Source organism: Pyramidobacter sp. YE332 (genome assembly GCF_033060595.1).
Lineage (GTDB): Bacteria > Synergistota > Synergistia > Synergistales > Dethiosulfovibrionaceae > Pyramidobacter.
The window spans coordinates 2066524-2079980 of the sequence record NZ_CP133038.1 but is presented as its reverse complement, the minus strand read 5'-3'; the positions used below and the strand labels follow the sequence as shown (position 1 = coordinate 2079980).

General features: G+C 59.5%; 12 protein-coding genes. 9 read left to right on the top strand and 3 right to left on the bottom strand.

Going from position 1 to position 13457, the window contains the following annotated elements; genetic code table 11:
- Positions 1-177 precede the first annotated feature (177 nt).
- A complete protein-coding gene (locus tag RAH42_RS09820) occupies positions 178-1365 on the bottom strand; it encodes an IS110 family transposase (protein ID WP_078017176.1) in 1188 nt (395 codons plus the stop codon).
- 265 nt (positions 1366-1630) lie between these two features.
- On the opposite strand from RAH42_RS09820, the gene thiW reads away from it, so the two are divergent.
- The 4 genes from thiW to RAH42_RS09800 all read left to right on the top strand — a co-directional run bounded on the left by thiW (position 1631) and on the right by RAH42_RS09800 (position 4880).
- A complete protein-coding gene (gene thiW / locus RAH42_RS09815; protein WP_120372650.1) occupies positions 1631-2161 on the top strand; it encodes an energy coupling factor transporter S component ThiW in 531 nt (176 codons plus the stop codon).
- A complete protein-coding gene (gene thiM, locus RAH42_RS09810; protein ID WP_317539385.1) occupies positions 2145-2954 on the top strand; it encodes a hydroxyethylthiazole kinase in 810 nt (269 codons plus the stop codon). Before thiW ends, thiM begins: the two co-directional genes overlap by 17 nt.
- Before the next feature lie 197 nt (positions 2955-3151).
- On the top strand, positions 3152-3757 hold the full coding sequence (locus RAH42_RS09805; protein ID WP_317539384.1) for a flavin reductase: 606 nt from the start codon (positions 3152-3154) through the stop codon (positions 3755-3757).
- 58 nt (positions 3758-3815) lie between these two features.
- Positions 3816-4880 carry a D-alanine--D-alanine ligase family protein gene (locus RAH42_RS09800; protein WP_317539383.1) on the top strand — a complete coding sequence of 355 codons (1065 nt, stop codon included), beginning with the start codon at positions 3816-3818 and terminating at the stop codon, positions 4878-4880.
- A 163-nt stretch (positions 4881-5043) separates the two neighbouring features.
- Here the strand turns inward: RAH42_RS09800 and RAH42_RS09795 are convergent, their stop codons facing one another.
- Both RAH42_RS09795 and RAH42_RS09790 read right to left on the bottom strand, forming a co-directional pair.
- Positions 5044-5895 (bottom strand): LysR family transcriptional regulator, encoded by an 852-nt coding sequence (locus RAH42_RS09795; RefSeq protein ID WP_317539382.1) that lies wholly within the window; start codon positions 5893-5895, stop codon positions 5044-5046.
- A gap of 109 nt (positions 5896-6004) precedes the next feature.
- Positions 6005-6795, bottom strand: a protein-coding gene (locus RAH42_RS09790) for an IS5 family transposase (RefSeq protein WP_317539161.1) whose coding sequence is annotated in 2 segments (ribosomal slippage) — positions 6005-6424 and positions 6427-6795 — 789 coding nt in all. Because the reading frame shifts where the segments join, the coding sequence is not laid out codon by codon here.
- Positions 6796-6941: 146 nt separating this feature from the next.
- Here RAH42_RS09790 and RAH42_RS09785 point away from each other — a divergent pair.
- The 5 genes from RAH42_RS09785 (at position 6942) to RAH42_RS09765 (ending at position 13375) form a co-directional block, all read left to right on the top strand.
- Positions 6942-8486, top strand: coding sequence for an ABC transporter substrate-binding protein (locus tag RAH42_RS09785; protein WP_078015992.1), 1545 nt, complete (start codon positions 6942-6944; stop codon positions 8484-8486).
- 81 nt (positions 8487-8567) lie between these two features.
- The gene (locus RAH42_RS09780; RefSeq protein ID WP_078015993.1) at positions 8568-9557 is read left to right on the top strand and encodes an ABC transporter permease; all 990 of its coding nucleotides are present in this window, start codon (positions 8568-8570) and stop codon (positions 9555-9557) included.
- Positions 9554-10381, top strand: a complete 828-nt coding sequence (locus RAH42_RS09775; RefSeq protein WP_078015994.1) for an ABC transporter permease — start codon at positions 9554-9556, stop codon at positions 10379-10381. Before RAH42_RS09780 ends, RAH42_RS09775 begins: the two co-directional genes overlap by 4 nt.
- A gap of 2 nt (positions 10382-10383) precedes the next feature.
- Complete coding sequence (locus tag RAH42_RS09770; protein WP_078015995.1) at positions 10384-11982, top strand: ABC transporter ATP-binding protein; 1599 nt, start codon at positions 10384-10386, stop codon at positions 11980-11982.
- A gap of 19 nt (positions 11983-12001) precedes the next feature.
- A complete protein-coding gene (locus RAH42_RS09765) occupies positions 12002-13375 on the top strand; it encodes an MATE family efflux transporter (RefSeq protein ID WP_317539381.1) in 1374 nt (457 codons plus the stop codon).
- Positions 13376-13457: the final 82 nt, after the last annotated feature.

Below are 13457 nucleotides of genomic sequence, written 5' to 3'. Positions count from 1 at the left end.
CTATTAAAAGTCAAGTAGGAAATTCGAGCTCATGCCCGAAGTATTTCTAGCCGGTTGCCCGCGTGAAAAAGCCAAAGCGCCCCTGAAAACGGCATATTGGACAGAACTCAGACAAAACAAGCACGCGAACGAGCTCACACGGAAGCGACACGAGCAGGGAACCCCGCGGGAACAGGATCATTCTATGCCCTGGCGGCGTACCTCGTAAGGTTTGTTGGCTTTCAGAACAGCGTAAATCGTATAAAGCAGTTTTCTCGACACAGCCCCCAATGCAGTCCCATGCGCTTTCCCCTCACCGCGCTTCTTTTCGTAGAACGCTTTGAAGACAGGATCGCATCTGACTGCTATCAGCGCCGACATCCAGACAGCTCGTCTCAGGTAGGGGGATCCTTTCTTGGACAAGCGGTTGTGCTGGCCGACATAGTTCCCCGATTGAAACGAAGTCGGATCGATCCCGGCAAAGGCGACGAGTTTCTTGGGATTGGAGAAACGACTGATATCGCCGATCTCACCGAGGATCACGGCGCCCGTCGCCGGCCCCACGCCGGGGACAGTGAGGATGACAGAGCTAAACTTCCTCAGCTGCCGGGCGATCTTCTTGTCGATCTCATCGATCTGCTTCTCCGTGAATTCGATCTGTTCGATGAGAATCCTGATTTGAAAGGCAAAGGCATCCGAACACAGAGTCAGGCCGACCGAACGCGCCGCCAGAGACTTGAGCTCACGGGCTTTGTCAGTACCGTGCCGGCCCCGGCTGGTTTTTCTGAGCAAAGCGGCCAGCGATTTCGTGTTCACGTCGACCACCTGTTCCGGAGTGCCGTACGTCTTGAGAAATGCCTTTGAACTCTCGCCAAAGACGTTGGAGAACAAGGCAGCATACTCCGGAAACACCTGATCCAGAACGGTGACGACCTGTCGCTTGTAGTCGGCGCAGGAGTCCTTGAGCGACTCTCTGAAACGGGCCAGATTGCGCAGCGCCATGATATCTTCATCAGCCAGATGAGTTTCGCTGAACGAGCCGAAACGGATCACCTCAGCCACCAGAAAGCAGTCGACCGCATCCGTTTTCTGCTTCCGGATGTGGAAGTTCCTCAGACTGTCGGATTGGATCGGGTTGATCACATGCAGAGCAAAACCCTGCTCCCGCAGAAAGGAGTAGAGCGCGAGCCAGTAATGACCGGTCGCCTCCATGCCGATACAGAAAGCCTCCCGCTCGGGAAGACTCTGTTCGAGAAAGAGCAGAAGCTGCTGAAAGCCCTCCCGAGCATTGGCGAAACGCAGCGACTTGCCGACGTGGCTGCCGTCCTCCCTGATAAGCCCTGCTTCGTGATTGTTCTTCCCGATGTCAATACCAAGATAGTACATGAGTCACCTCACCACAACGTATTTGCAGGTGAATTCTCACGCTTCCTGCGGCTCACAACCTCCTTGGACAGACGGAGAAGACCTTCGGTCTCAACATCCAGCTCATTCGTGAACTGCCGCAAGAGGTGAGGCGCCACTCTCCTTTACGAGGAAATGTCCCCAAGGAAACAAACGGCGACGCTCACACTGCATGCTGACATTATCGCAGATTGTCCCGTTCAATAATCTGTCAACAAGTGCGACTACATTATTCTAGGAGGAATCCATGAACAATTTACGAGTCAGAAAGATCGCGTTTACGGCCGTTCTGGCCGCGTTTGCCGTGGTGGGGTCGTTTTTTTCCTTTCCCGTTTTCGGGGCCAAGTGCGCGCCGGCGCAGCATCTCGCCAACATTCTCGGCGCCGTTTTTCTCGGGCCGGCGTGGAATGTGGCGGCGGCGTTCATCGCCAGTCTGATCCGCAACCTCATCGGCGCCGGCACGCCGCTCGCGTTCCCCGGGAGCATGTGCGGCGCGCTGCTGGCCGGCGTTCTGTACCGGCTGGTTCGGCGGCTTCCTGCCGCCTGGCTGGGGGAGATCGCCGGCACGGGGCTGATCGGCGGGATGCTGTCCTATCCCGTGGCGCGTTTTGTGTTGGGCAACGACAAAGCCGCGCTGCTGACTTTCGTCGTGCCGTTTCTGATCAGTTCCGCCGGCGGCACGGCGATCGGCGCCGTGATCACCGTCGCCATGAAAAGGCTGGGGCTGCTCGAAGCTGAGCGGAATATTTCGGGAGAACGGCATGGCGGTTCCCGCTGAACTGTGGGCGGTGTGGGAGAGAATTTCCCGCCGCCGTCCGCTCGTCCACTGCATCACCAACCCGGTGACCGTGAACGACTGCGCCAACGTCCTGCTGGCCGCCGGCGCGCGTCCCTTTATGGCCGCTCATCCCGATGAGGTGGAAGAGGTGCAGCGCCATGCCGACGCGCTGGTGGTCAATATGGGGGCCATCGCGCAGCTGGATTCCATCGGAAAAGCGGCGCGGCAGGCCGCCGAGCGCGGGCATCCGATCATTGTCGATCCGGTCGGCGTTGCCGCTTCTTCGCTCCGCCGCCGCAGCTGCATCGCGCTGCTGAAAGAATTTCCCGTGGCCTGCGTACGGGGCAACGGCGCGGAGATCCGAGCCCTGCTTGGCGACACGGGAACGGCGAGGGGCGTCGACGCATCTTCGGAAGACGCGGCGTCTGCGCACGAAACTGCGGTGCAGCTGGCGCGGCGGTACGGCTGCGTAGCGGTTGCTTCCGGCGCCGTCGATGCGGTCACCGACGGACGCCGAACGTTCAGCGTTGGCAACGGCGATGCGATGATGGCCCGCGTCACGGGTATGGGCTGCATGCTGTCGTCGCTGCTCGGCGCCGCGTTCGCCGTCGAAAATTCCCTGCGCGCGGCGGCCGCCGTCTGCGCCGTCGTGGGGCTGAGCGGCGAGCAGGCTGCCGCCGGAACGTGCGCGGCGCGGCGCGGCCCTGCGTATTTCCGCGACCTGTTCGTCGACACTCTTTTCAGCCTCGATGAAGCTCAATTCATGGGAGGAGCAAAATATTCCGAGGGCTGAACGTTCTCCGCTCTTTCCTCACACGGGACGAAGCGCATGGTATAATCAAAAAGAAAAATAATCGACGCTTGCGCAGGGGGCCGCTGAGGAAATGTCCGGCGGGGGCCGGAGTTTTTATTTCCGACGCGGCGAAGAGGGGAGCGGCGCGGAATCCGTTCTTGCGCCGCGGGATTCGGGGCAGAGGAAGGGGTTTCTTTATGGATTCGCGAATTATGCATCAGCTGACGTACGGTTTGTTTGTGCTCAGCGCGGCGGAAAACGGCAAGGACAACGGCTGTATCATCAACACGGTAACGCAGGTGTCGGCAGCCCCCGCCCATGTGACCATCTCGGTCTGCAAACAGAACTACACTCACGATATGATCGCGCGCACGGGGCGATTCAACGTGGCGATCCTCGATATCACGGCGCCGTTCGATCTGTTTCAGCGCTTCGGTTTCCAGAGCGGGCGCGACGCCGACAAGTTTGCCGGCGTTGAGACCATTCGCACGGCTAACGGCATTTTGATCCCAACCGAACATGTGAACGCCTGGTTCTCGGGAAAAGTCCTGCAAGCGTGGGAACTGGGTTCGCATTCGCTGTTCCTCGCGGATATCAAGGGCGGAGAGATCATGTCCGGCAAAGAGCCGGCGACGTACGCCTTCTATCACAAGAACATCAAGCCCCGGCCGCAGGCGGGCAAGAGAAAAGGCTGGCGCTGCAAGATCTGCGGCTACGTGTACGAGGGCGAAGAACTGCCCCCGATTATGTGTGCCCATTGTGCAAGCACGGCGCGGCCGACTTCGAGCGGATCGAGTAGTTGAGAGAAAAAGAACGAGGACACGTTGTGAAACGTGTCCTCGATTGATAGCGAGGTGCGAAATGGAAACGAAGAAAAAAGTGGCGCTGCTGTTCGGCGGCCAGTCGTCGGAGCATGAAGTGTCCTGCGTTTCGGGCGCGACGGTGGCCCGCAATATCGACAGGGAAAAATACGACCTGCTTCTGATCGGCATCACTAAGGACGGGCGTTGGCTCCACGTCGAGTCGGTCGATCAGATCGTTTCGGGCGAGTGGCGTCAGAGCCGCAAAGGCGCGGCGCTGCTGCCCGACGCGGCGCTGAAAAGCGTTCTGCTCAGCGACGGAGGGCGCTTTTCCCTTGAGCGCGTCGACGTGCTTTTTCCCGTCCTGCACGGCCTGTACGGCGAAGACGGCTGCCCGCAGGGCATCGCCGAACTGGCGCAGATCCCTTACGTGGGCTGCGACGTGCTGTCGTCGGCCGCGACGATGGACAAAGCGACGGCCAAAGCCGTTCTGGAACGCTGCGGCATCCCGCAGGCGCGTTACGTTGCGTTTCGGCGGGAGGAGCTGGACGACATGGACGGCGTCGTGCGCCGCGTCGAGTCCGAACTGAGCTATCCCGTTTTCGTCAAGCCCTCCAACGCCGGTTCGTCCTGCGGCGTCTCCAAGGCGGGGAGCCGCGCGCAGCTTGTCGACGCGTTACGGGCTGCCGCCGCTCAGGACTGCAAAGTGATCGCCGAAGAGACCATCGTCGGCCGCGAACTGGAATGCGCGCTCCTCGGCGGCTGGGATGCCGAAGCCAGCGGCGTGGGCGAGATCCTCGCCGGCGCCGAATTTTATGATTACGACGCCAAGTACAACAGCAGCGCCTCGCGCACCGTCGTCGACCCTCCGCTGCCGGAAGGCAAGCGCGAAGAGATCCGCGCCATGGCGAAAAAGATCTTCCGCGCCATGGACTGCCGCGGCCTTTCGCGCGCCGACTTCTTCCTCGAAAAAGGCACGGACCGCGTCGTCTTCAACGAGATCAACACCATCCCCGGCTTCACGGCCATCAGCATGTACCCAAAGCTCTGGGAAGCCGCCGGCGTGCCGCTGCCCGATCTGGTGGAGAAATTGATCGAAAGCGCCGCCGTCACGCGTCGTCGCTGAGAAGAAAACGATCCGAAATGTATGAAAAAAAACAGGTGAGTCATGGCTGATGTCGGCCGCGACCCTCCTGTTTTTTTATTTGCAGAGCGTGACGGGGGCGTCTTCGTCCCCGATACTTGCCGTCGATGACGCTTTTTGCTGGGCGCGAAACGAGTGTCTTCGTTCAGAGTTCGGAAAGAAATTTTTGAACGGCGGGTTGCTGCCCGCTTTCTTTCCGGTAAACCACATAGTGTTGAACCGGGGGGATCTTTTCGTCGCGTACCGGAATGACGCGCAGCTGACCGGACTGGAGTTGAGGCTCCACGTGCTTCCTGGCTAAAATGGCGTACCAGCCGCCGCCTTTCAGGAGCGGCACGGCGCAGGAGGCGATATCCACTCTCAACTGGAATTGACAGGAAGGGGGAAAAAGGCGGCGCTGCGTCGTTCCGTAAAGAAAGTTGGAATCTATCATCGGCAGTTCTTTGACGCTTGCGTATGAAATGCCGTCGCAGTGCTCCGTGTTTTTCGCGTCGGTCACGAGGACGAGTTCGTCCTCGCCGACGCATGTGCAGACGTAATCGGGATTGTGGAGCGGGTGGTGCGTGAACGCGACGTCGAGCAGAGCACGCCTCAGCTCATTGAGGAGCGCGCCCGTATGCCCGCACTTTACCCACACGGAAATGTCGGGGTGCCGTTCTGCGAAGATCCGCAGATTCCTGCAAAGGTACATGTCGTAGTAAGCGTATGCGCTCCCCAGGATGAGATACCCCGAATACGGGCCGGTACGGTTCATCTGCCCCAGGGCTTTTTCTTCCAGATTCACGATCTGTTCGGCGTACTCGCGAAGCGCCTGCCCCGCGCCGGTCAGCCTGACGCCGCCGCGACCGCGCAAGAACAAGGGCTGCCCCGTTTCCTTTTCCAGTTCGCCGATCCGTTTGCTCACCGTAGACTGAGAGATGATCAGCGCTTCGGCGGAACGTGAAAAATTCTTTGTCTCCGCGAGAGAAAGAAACGTCTTGAGCTGTTCCGTGTTCATTTTTTACCTCTTCTGTAATTACTTTATCGAATGATTTTAATCGAAATCATTCTCTTTGTAAATTATATTCTTTGTGCTAGGGCTTGTTTAAAAAACATTTCAGCTTGTATTATTTCAATAAAATAACACTGGCAGCGACAAGAACAAAAGCGAAAAACGAAGCGTCAAGTTTGTCATAGCGGGTGAAAATTCTACGGAACCATTTGATTTTCTGAAAGAAACATTCAACCAAGTGTCGTTCCTTGTAAACATGCTCATCTATAAACCACGGTTCGGGATTATCGCTCTTCGGCGGGATAGTGTAACTTCCCTCCCGAGAAGTAATGTACTCTCTGATGGCTTGCGAACCGTAAGCCTTATCGCCGATGACGTTGCTCCCTCTGATTTCCGCTTGCCCGAGCAAGGACACGGCATGGCGGGAATCGTGGTCATTGCCGGGACTGAGCAGGAGCGCCAGCGGATTGCCTAAACCATCTACTATCGCATGAATTTTCGTATTCTTGCCGCCTCTGGACATGCCAATCGCTTGAGCCCCTTTTTTCCCCCTTCCGGGGTTTTCCCTCTCCCGTTGGCACTTTGATGTACTTTGCAGGACGTGGAGTCGATAGAGAGATTTTCCATGTCGGCATCAGCGCTTAGGGCGGCAAAGATCGCCTCGAATATTCCCCGCTGTTTCCACAGCCTGAAACGTGCGTAAACTGCCTGCCATTTGCCGTAACGCTCCGGAAGATCTCTCCATGGCGCTCCACTTCTGGCAAGCCACAGAATCCCATTGATGATCCTGCGGTTATCGTATTTTGCCGGGCGTCCACGTTGACCTGATTTCGGGTGTTCGGGCGGCAGCATTCTCTTGATTCGATTCCACTCGCTGGAGGTCAGTTCATATCTTCTCTCTTCCATGAGAAAAGTTTAAGCGATTGGATCGATTTAGGCAACTTTGACGTTTTTTAAACAAGCCCTAAACTGCGTGATATCGGTTAGCTGATGCTAATTTCATTGAAGCGGAAAGAGAAGCAGAAAGATAAGGAAGAGGGGTTTTGAATCGAATGAAACGATATTTGCACTTGTTGACCGTGTGCGCCGCTTTTTTGGCCCTGACGGCGCTGACCGGGCAGGCCGGAGCCGTGTCGTCCGACGTCCCGTCCGAGTCCGAACTGATCGTCGCCGGCAGCGAGATCGCCTGCGGCGTGGATCCGACGGTGTACCCCGCCGCGGATTACCTCCTGAACATGGGGGCGGGCGAGATTCTTTTCAAGGCGGGGGCCGACGGGATTATTCGACCTTCGCTCGCCAAGGAAGCCGTTCAGCTGGACGAACATTCATGGGAGATCCGCCTGCGCCCCGAAGCCGTTTTCTGGAGCGGAGCGCCGGTGACGGCGGAGGCCGTCGTCGCTTCTCTGATGCGTTCGAAGGCGTTGGACATGAAAGCGAATCCTCACCTGAAGGGAATGACGTTTTCCGCCGCAGACGAAAATACGGTGCGGGTCGTCACGGATGCTGCGAACGTTGATATCACCGAAAATCTTTCTTCTTCGCAGCTGGTTATCCACAACACCGCCGCGCCGTACTCGTACGACGGCGCGGAATCGGCGGACTATACCGGCATGTACCGGATCGTCTCTTTCGAGCCGTCGCGGCGCATGGTCTTCGAGAAAAACGAGAATTACTGGGGAACGAAGCCGGAGATCCAGCGTGTGGTCCATGAACAGATCGGGGATTCCGACGCGCGGGTCATGGCGGCGTTGAGCGGCCAGTACCATGTGGTGATGGATATCGATCGCACCGCCTATAAACAGTTTACCGAGAACGCGGCGTCCCATATCGTGATGGTGCCCGGAGCCCAGACGATGACGGTCTATCTCAACACCGAAAAGAGCGCCCTCAGCGACGAACGCGTGCGCCGGGCGCTGAGCTGGGGACTGGACCGGCGCGAGCTGATCCTTCTGGGCATGGAAGGGCTAAGCGAACCCGTAACGACCTGGCTCGGAGCGAACCCCGCCTATGCCGACATAAAGAACGCTTTTTTCGACTCCTACGATCCGGAAAAAGCCGCCGCGCTTCTCGACGAGGCCGGCTGGCGTCTGGAGGCCGACGGCTACCGGTATAGGAACGGCGCACAGCTTGCCATGACCGTGCGCTCTTTCCGCAACGACAAGGCGCTGGGAGAGGCCGTCCAGATTCAATGGCGCAGGCTGGGGGTAAACGTGTCGGTCCGTCACGGCGATTATTCCCTGATGTCCGACGCGTACAAGACCGGCGATTGGGACGGAGCCATCGAGGGCTGGGGAACGTTCGGAAATGTTTTGGGACTTCTGAACACGCAATACGGCGCGAACGGAACCGCAAATTACGGACGCTATCGCGACGCGCGCGTCGACGATCTGCTGGCGCGGCTTGCGGCCGCCGGCAGCAGGGAGGAACGCGGCAAGATCGCCAGAGAACTGTCGCTGCATATCGCCGAGAAATCCCCCGCCGTCTATATTTGCCCGCGCCCGCAGATTACTGCCGTCAGCAACAAACTGCGGGGATTCGTCCCGCATTTTCGCCAGTTCGAAAACGTCGTGAACGCGAATCTGAGAATCGTGGAATAGTGTATGATCTGCCGGGCGGCAGGGCTGGAACCTCTCGGTTCTCTGTCCTGTCGCCTTTTTGTTCGGTAAGGAGGCGCTTTCATGTGCGGGGTGTTGGTTTTGCGCCGGATCGGCGGCGCGCTTGTTACGCTGCTGCTTGCTTCCATGATCGTGTTCGCGCTGGTGCGCTTTGCTCCCGGCGATCCGGTCGATATGGCGCTGGGGCTGGTGTCCAACGATCTTGGCGTCAATACGGAGATGCTCGAAGAACGAAAGGCCGAACTGAGGGAACTGCACGGGCTGAACGACAGCGTCCCCGTTCAGTATCTTCGCTGGCTGAAAAGGCTGGCCGCCCTCGATCTGGGGCGTTCCATGCGGACGGGACGCCCCGTGCTGCGGGAGCTGCTCGGCTTGATCCCGGCGACGCTGCTGTTGTCGTCCGCCGCCTTGTTGGTTGAATCGGCGCTTGGATTGTCGCTGGGGCTTTATTCCGCAATCAAGGCCGGCCGATTCCAGGATGGGCTGGTCCGTATGATGTGCGTCGTGATGGCTTCTTTGCCGGCTTTTGTTTTCTCGCTGGTTTTGCTTTTTGTTTTTTCGATCCGGCTGCGCTGGTACGGAATAAGCAGTTACGCGGGATTATCCCGGCTGTGGCTGCCGGCGCTCGCGCTGGGACTGGCCGGCGCGCCGCCGGTCGTGCGCATGGTGCGCGCCGTCATGCTTGCCGAGCTCGGCAAGCTTTATGTCGCGGCGTCGCAGTCCCGCGGATTGCCGCGGAGCCTTATTCTGCGCGGGGCGTTTTTGAACGCGCTGCTTCCCGTTATTACAACGCTTGCGCTGTCTTTTGCCCATCTGATCGGCGGTTCCGTCGTCATCGAGAGCATCTTCAACTGGCCGGGGTTGGGGAACTACGCCATGAACAGCGTTTTACTTCATGATTATCCCGCGGTGCAGGGGTATACCGTTTTGACGGTCGCGGCGGTCGTCATGATCAACCTCCTTGTGGAGGTCGCCTATATCGTGGCCGATCCTCGCGTGCGGAAGAGCGGGCGCGAAGCCGGCCTGTCCGGAAAGCGGAGGAACGATGTATGAAAAAGGAAAAACGTTCCGCGAAAATATTTGTGGGAGCGGCGCTGCTGTGCCTCGTCGCCGTATCGGTCGTCGGCGCGCCGCTGCTGACCGGTTGCGCTCCGGATGCGGCGGACAGCGCGCGACGCCTGGAAAGTTTCAGCGCGCGCCATCCGTTCGGCACGGATCGTTTCGGCCGGGATATCCTTGCCCGTACGCTTTACGGCGGGCGGGTGACGCTGGTCTCTTCCTTCGCGGCGCTCGGCATGGGGCTGGTGATCGGCGTTCAGCTGGGGATCCTGGCGGGGCTGCACAGCCAGACGGCGTTCGATACGATTCTGATGCGGATCATAGACGTGCTCATGGCGTTTCCGTTCATGGTCTTCGCCATGGTCGTCGCCGCGCTGTGGGGCCCCGGCCTGACGCAGCTTCTGGTTGCGGTGGTCGCCGTCTGGTGGGTGCCGTTTGCCAGAATTTCGCGGAGCGTCGTCCTGCAGATAAAGAACGATCCCAGCGTGCTGGCCGCCAGAGTGCTGGGAGCGTCCGAACCGAGGATCGTTTTCTGCGAGCTTTTGCCCAAAACGATCGGCTCCGTCGCGGTTCTGGCGACCTTTGAGCTGGGAACGCTGATCCTTTCGATTTCCGCTCTTTCCTTTCTGGGGCTGGGCGCGCAGCCGCCTCTGCCCGAGTGGGGCAGCATGCTTTCGGACGCCCGGGCCCATTTTTTCCAACATCCCCACCTGCTGTTCGGCCCCGCCCTTTTCGTCGTCGTTACGGTGCTGGCGCTGAACTTTATCGGCGAGGGCCTGCGCGACGTCATGGATCCTTACGAGGGGGTGCGGCTTTAGACATGGAACGCGCCGTATCGGTAGAAAATCTGGGCGTGGCGTACGGTCGGGGAAAAGGACGGCTTCAGGTGCTGAGACAGCTTTCCTTCTCCCTGCGAAAAGGAGAAACGCTGGCTTTGCTGGGGGAAAGCGGATCGGGCAAAACAACCTGCGGAAAAGCGCTTCTGGGGATGCTGCCTCCCTCGGCCCGGATCGAGAGCGGCGCGCTGTGGATGGGAGACGAGCCGCCTCTGGACTTGGCTTCGCCGCGTTTCGACTGGCGGCCGCTGCGCGGAAAGAGGATCGCCATGATCTATCAGGACGCTCGGCTGGCGCTCAACCCCGTCGAGAGGGTCCGCGCGCATTTTCTCGAGACGCTGCGCTTTCACAAAGCCGGTTCGGAGGAGTCGTTCGAGCGGAAGAGCCGGGAACTGCTGTCGCTTCTGAAGTTCGAAGATCCCGAGCGCGTTCTGGACGCGTATCCGTTCGAACTCAGCGGCGGGATGTGCCAGAGAGTCTATATCGCGCTCATTCTCTGCCTCGAACCGGAGATCCTGATCGCGGACGAACCGACGTCGGCGCTCGACCCCGACAGCCAGCGCGAGGTTCTCGCGCTGCTGAAACAGGTGCAAAAGCGGCTGTCCCTTTCGATTCTGCTGATCACTCACGACATCGCCGTAGCTCGTGAAGCGAGCGACCGCGTGATCATCCTGCGGGACGGGACCGTCGTCGAGGAAGGGGCGACGGAAGAAGTCCTGCTTTGTCCACGGGAGAGCTATACGCAGTCGCTCATAGAAGCAAGAGCGCTGCCGGAAAGAGGACGTCCGCCGAAAGACCGGGCGGGGGAGCCGCCGCTGCTGCGGGTAAGGAACATCTGCAAGTCCTTCGGCAGGAACGGAAATAGAATTGACGTGCTCAAGGAGGCGAGTTTCGACCTGTACAGGGGAGAATCCGTCGGCATCCTGGGTCGCAGCGGCTGCGGAAAATCCACATTGGCCAGATGCGTCGCAGGGTTGGAAAGCGTCGACGGCGGTTCGGTCGTCTGCTGCGGGCGCGACATCACGGATCTGCGCGGGAAGCGCAGAAGATGGGTGTGCGGCAAGATGCAGATGGTGTTCCAGGACGCGCGGGCGAGCCTGAATCCGTCGCGCAGCGCTCTTCAGCTCGTGCAGGAACCGCTGAAGTATCTTGCCGTGGGGACGGAACGGGAGCGGGACGAGAAAGCCCGTTACTATCTGGAACGGGTGGGCATCGATCCGCAGGCGCAGATGCGGCGCGCGCCCCAACTCAGCACCGGCCAGTGTCAGCGCGTCGCGTTGGCGCGGGCGCTGGTCGTCGAGCCGGATATCCTTTTGTGCGACGAAGCGGTTTCCGCGCTGGACGTGATCCTGCAGAAGCAGATACTCGGCCTGCTTTACGAGCTGCAGCGGGCGTTCGGTTTCGCCGTTGTCATGATCTCTCACGACATGAGGATCATTCGGCATTTCTGCCAGCGGGCGGCGATCATGAAAGACGGGAGATTTGCGGAGATTGTGCCGGCGGAACGTCTCGAACCGATCGGGAAGCGAACGTTGGCAAGAAGTTTTGCGGACGGCGAGTCGCACGTTCGTGCGCGTCCGTAAGGCGAAGGGGAGGAGCGCGGTGCGCGATAAAAACCTTGACATGACTCGGGGCGTCATATGGAAAAATTTGCTGGTCTTCTTTCTGCCGATCCTGGCCGGAAATTTCTTTCAGCAGTTTTACACGACCGCGGATGCGGTGATCGTCGGGCAGTTCGTCGGGAAAAACGGTCTGGCGGCCGTAGACTCCGTTTACAGCCTGCTGAAGCTGCCGGTCAATTTTTTCGTGGGATTGTCCGGCGGGGCGGCCATCATCGTCTCGCAGTTTTTTGGCGCCGGGAAAAAACGGGAGCTTCTCGGCGCCGTCCATACGGTCGTCGTTTTCGGACTCGCCGGCGGGACGGTCCTTTCCGTCCTCGGCGTGGCGGCGGCGCCCGCCTGCCTGCGGTGGCTGGACGTTCCCGAGGACATTTTTCCTTTGACGCTGTCGTACGTGCGCATTTACTATGCGGGGTTCGTTTTTTCCATGCTCTACAATATCGGAGCCGGGATCCTGCGGGCGGTCGGAAACTCCCAAACGCCTTTTTACATCCTCGTCGTTTCCGGCGCCGTCAACGTCGTTCTGGATTTGTTTTTCGTCGGTGTGTTCCGTTGGGGCGTTTCGGGAGCCGCGCTGGCGACCGCCGCGGCGCAGATGGTCAGCGCGCTGCTGGCGCTGAACGCGCTGAATGGGAAAAACGGCGTCGAGGGCTTTTCCGTTCGACAGGCGCGTTTCCATCGTCCGGCGCTGAGAGCCATCGTGTGTCTGGGACTTCCCGTGGGACTGCAGTCGTCGCTTTATCCCGTTGCCAACATGATGATCCAGGGCGCCATCAATGGGACCGGAACGAACAACATCGCCGCCTGGGCGCTATGCGGGAAGCTGGATTTTATGATCTGGCTGGCGGCGGACTCTCTGGCGGCGGCGATATCGACGTTCGTCGCGCAAAATTACGGCGCGGGGCAGTTCGCAAGGGTCCGACGCGGCGTCCTCGTCGGGACGGGAATGACGGCCAGCCTCGTCGCGGCGCTGGGCGCGGCGCTGTATCTCTGGAACGAGCCGTTGGGCGGGCTGTTCGTCAATCCGTCCGATCACGACGTTATTCCCATCATGGCAAAGCTGATGCGCTTTTTGTCGCCGCTTTACTTTGTTTACGTGTTCGGCGAAGCGCTTTCTGCGGCCATCCGCGGCGCGGGGGAGACGTTGCGCCCGATGCTGCTCACTCTCATCGCCACCTGCGCTTCGCGCGTGCTCTGGATCCTGTTCGTCGTTCCTCGAAGCCGCGGGCTGATCACGATCGTCGCGAGCTATCCCGTGTCGTGGGCGCTGACGGCCGTTTCCTTCGCGGTCTATTATCGGATTTTTGCGGGAAAACGTTTGATGGGTCCCGCGGAGGAGACGACAGGATCATATTAACAATCGTTTCGCAGGACAAGCACTGTGGTGAAGCGATAAAGACAAAAAGGAGCGGGGCCTGGGCCCCGCTCCTTTTTGTCTT

Excerpts from the sequence above, each read along its gene's own strand:
- thiW (WP_120372650.1), top strand. The coding sequence starts at position 1,631 with ATGAACAATTTACGAGTCAGAAAGATCGCGTTTACGGCCGTTCTGGCC.
- thiM (WP_317539385.1), top strand. The coding sequence starts at position 2,145 with ATGGCGGTTCCCGCTGAACTGTGGGCGGTGTGGGAGAGAATTTCCCGC.
- RAH42_RS09770 (WP_078015995.1), top strand. The coding sequence starts at position 10,384 with ATGGAACGCGCCGTATCGGTAGAAAATCTGGGCGTGGCGTACGGTCGG.
- RAH42_RS09805 (WP_317539384.1), top strand. The coding sequence starts at position 3,152 with ATGGATTCGCGAATTATGCATCAGCTGACGTACGGTTTGTTTGTGCTC.
- RAH42_RS09800 (WP_317539383.1), top strand. The coding sequence starts at position 3,816 with ATGGAAACGAAGAAAAAAGTGGCGCTGCTGTTCGGCGGCCAGTCGTCG.
- RAH42_RS09780 (WP_078015993.1), top strand. The coding sequence starts at position 8,568 with ATGTGCGGGGTGTTGGTTTTGCGCCGGATCGGCGGCGCGCTTGTTACG.
- RAH42_RS09795 (WP_317539382.1), bottom strand. The coding sequence starts at position 5,895 with ATGAACACGGAACAGCTCAAGACGTTTCTTTCTCTCGCGGAGACAAAG.
- RAH42_RS09775 (WP_078015994.1), top strand. The coding sequence starts at position 9,554 with ATGAAAAAGGAAAAACGTTCCGCGAAAATATTTGTGGGAGCGGCGCTG.
- RAH42_RS09785 (WP_078015992.1), top strand. The coding sequence starts at position 6,942 with ATGAAACGATATTTGCACTTGTTGACCGTGTGCGCCGCTTTTTTGGCC.
- RAH42_RS09820 (WP_078017176.1), bottom strand. The coding sequence starts at position 1,365 with ATGTACTATCTTGGTATTGACATCGGGAAGAACAATCACGAAGCAGGG.